The organism is Gemmata algarum (assembly GCF_034097035.1).
In the GTDB taxonomy this organism is placed as follows: Bacteria; Planctomycetota; Planctomycetia; order Gemmatales; family Gemmataceae; genus Gemmata; species Gemmata algarum.
This window is the reverse complement of the sequence record NZ_JAXBLV010000053.1, coordinates 1-2,704: the sequence shown is the minus strand read 5'-3', so window position 1 is coordinate 2,704 and position 2,704 is coordinate 1. Positions and strand designations below refer to the sequence as shown.

Genomic DNA, 2,704 nt, shown 5'->3' with positions numbered 1-2,704 from the left:
ATGCGTCCTCTATGCCGCCGCAACAGCCATTTGACTATTGAGCATCTTTCATGCCGCCGTAATAACTGCCCGATCCGGCCGAGGAGCGTTAAGGCCCGGAGCCGGTGCGGCCTACGGTTCTTCCGGTCGAGGGCGACCCGTATCAGCCGCGGGACCGGCTTCGTCCCGAACTGCACGAGCAGCTCGGCGGCCGCCGCGTTCAGGGCCTCGTCGTTCACCCGCAGGGCCTGGAAGAGCAGCCTCAGCAGCAGGTCGGAGTGGGTGATTGCATGGGGTCCGGCCTGCGCTCCGGTGGCCGGGGGGGTGTGCAAGTTCGGTCATGTCGGATTCCTTTCCGGGTGAGATTCAGTTCCGCACCGACAACAGTTGCGACGCGGTGGCCTGGTCACCGGTGGCGATCCAGCCCGTGGATTGATAGGCCGCGTCCTCGTGGTGTTCTTCGACCTCAACGGGCAGGGACGCCGGGGTTGCTTCCGGAATCGGCACCGTCACGGGTTCGGCCTCGGTGGGGGGCAGCGATGTCGCCACCTTGGCCGCATCGGCAGGGAAGAGCTTCTGGGCCGTGAGCAGGGACGCGAGGGCCGTCTGGAACGCCCGCTGGGCCTGGGCGTGCCGCTTGGCCCGCCACTGGAGCAGTTTCGCCGGCTCCCCTCCCTCGATCGCGTTCGCCTCCATGGCGGAGAAGTACTCCACCTGGAGCGCGCACGCCACCGCCCGATCGACGAGCATCTTCTCGGCGGGGAGCGCCCCCGGGCGGGTCAGCTCGGCCCGCCGGGCCGTCGCGAACCGGGTCATGCACTCCCGCAAGTGCAGGTTCGTCCCGGCGGCCAGGGCGACTCACGCCCCCTCCGCCTGGGCCGCCGCATCCCCGCACCGCCGCCACAGTTCCGGGTGCCGGTCCAGATAGCCCCGCAACAGGGGGACTGCGGTCTGGCCCCCAGCCTTGGCCCGGGCGACCACACGAATACAGGCACCAGTCTTGCGACCCCTGGTAGTCTGCGGTCTGGTCCCCAGCCTTGGCCCGGGCGACCACCGCCTTGATCTCAACGACCAGTTCCGGGGTCGGCTGGTTGGTGCCTTCCGTGACCACGACGCCTCCTCCAAACACCGTAATTGGGCCGATGGAAGCCCTCGGACAGCAAGAATGCCTCGAACAACATGCCGCCGAGGGCGTTTAGCTCCGTCATGAGCCCGTCTACGGCTTCAAGACGCGCCCGCGCGGCGTCGATTTCCTGGCGTTGGGCAGCCCGCCCGGCCCCAGCACGGACCATCAACTCGGCCACTCGTTTGGCGGCGGAACCCTTGCCCAAATAGACCTTTGTGACGCGGCCGGTGTGATCGCGGCGGCTCAGGTAGAAATACGCTGAGCCAGGGGTCTTTCGCTTTTCCCAGGCCATACGCGGTTACTTTTTGTGCTACCAAGAAATCGACCCATCACTGCCCCAATAAGTCTAGCACACAGCGAGAGTTACACACACGGCAGTCTGGGATGGCATGCACTCGGCACCTGACCGGCACGGGCCAAACTAGTCGACGCCTTCGTGGACTTCGCGGGCTCATCCAGGCGAACCTCTTCCTTGCCCCGTCCGGGCACCGACACCCTCACGGCCGCCGTCGCCGTTACTGGCCCGACCTTCACCGTGACGAGGATGTTGCCCTCGTCCGGCCCGGGGCGACAGACGAATTCGCGGACCAAGGGCCGGCGAGTTCTTCCCGGTGCTCGCGACCGATGCGCGCCCGAGTCAGGCGGCCCGGAACCTGCTCCCGACCGATCAATTACCTGCTGACCGAATCCTGATGCATGACCCCGGAACCGCTGTCTCATTCGGTTGTCTTCCGCATGTGTCGTCACTCAACGATATATTTAACTTGTGTCAGATTGCTTCGACTCACGCACCGACGCGGGACGCACTCGTGTTGCCGGAAGGTCTCCTTTCGTGACATGGTGAATGTGGTGAATAGAACGGGCCGTCGCTCACCAGGAGTGAAAGAGAGGTCGACTTGACAGCCGAAGTGGACGCGAGGACTGTTCTATTCACCACATTACCAGCGCGAGCCGCCGTCAGATGCGATGCCGCCAGCGGGAGTGCCGGGGCGGCTCAATCCGCACATCCGGGTGGCGTGAGGCGCACACCGATGCCCGATGCGGTACGGTGGTCGGGTTCCCGGCGGCGTTCCAGACCGGGGACAGGTCGGCTGCCCGCTCGGGGTGTTCTTCGGCCTGAACGGGGAGGGACGCCGGAATTCCTCCCGGGCCAACTGTAACCGGTTCGGCCTCGGCGGCAGGTGGCGTCGCCAACGAAGTGCCTCGGCATTCTCGTGTACATGGAGGCGCAACCGGTTCCAAATGAATAGCTTGCGGCAGACACCTGTGTTTAACTAGAGCTCAACGCTCTTATGAAAGTGGCCGCTAGGCGGACGCAAACACCTGAAAATCCCGCTCTGCGATATCGCTGCCCGTATGGGTCGCTTGTTTACGACGTACACAGGAATGAGATCTGCGGACTACCGCATGATCTCCGAAGCCACTTCCCGCGTAGGCCTAGTCATCGGGTGTAACGGTCTCATGGTACGGTGGATGAGATCGTGAACCGGATGGATTCGGCAGATCATGATCACTGTCGTCAAAAAAATGCTTTATTTACATAATAACACACAAATTAACGTAAAATTTCGGAGACGGTAGCGACTCGGCCGATTTTTC

Annotated in this window: 2 protein-coding genes; both read right to left on the bottom strand. The window is 63.6% G+C overall.

The features are described from left to right. Positions 1–311: hypothetical protein (locus R5W23_RS06390; protein WP_320685617.1), on the bottom strand; the 311-nt coding region annotated here is incomplete at its 3' end. A 34-nt stretch (positions 312–345) separates the two neighbouring features. Further along, positions 346–795 carry a hypothetical protein gene (locus R5W23_RS06385; RefSeq protein WP_320685616.1) on the bottom strand — a complete coding sequence of 150 codons (450 nt, stop codon included), beginning with the start codon at positions 793–795 and terminating at the stop codon, positions 346–348. Positions 796–2,704 lie beyond the last annotated feature (1,909 nt).

Bases quoted from the DNA above. Each gene is read 5' to 3' on its own strand.
- R5W23_RS06385 (WP_320685616.1), bottom strand. From the start codon at position 795: ATGACCCGGTTCGCGACGGCCCGGCGGGCCGAGCTGACCCGCCCGGGG.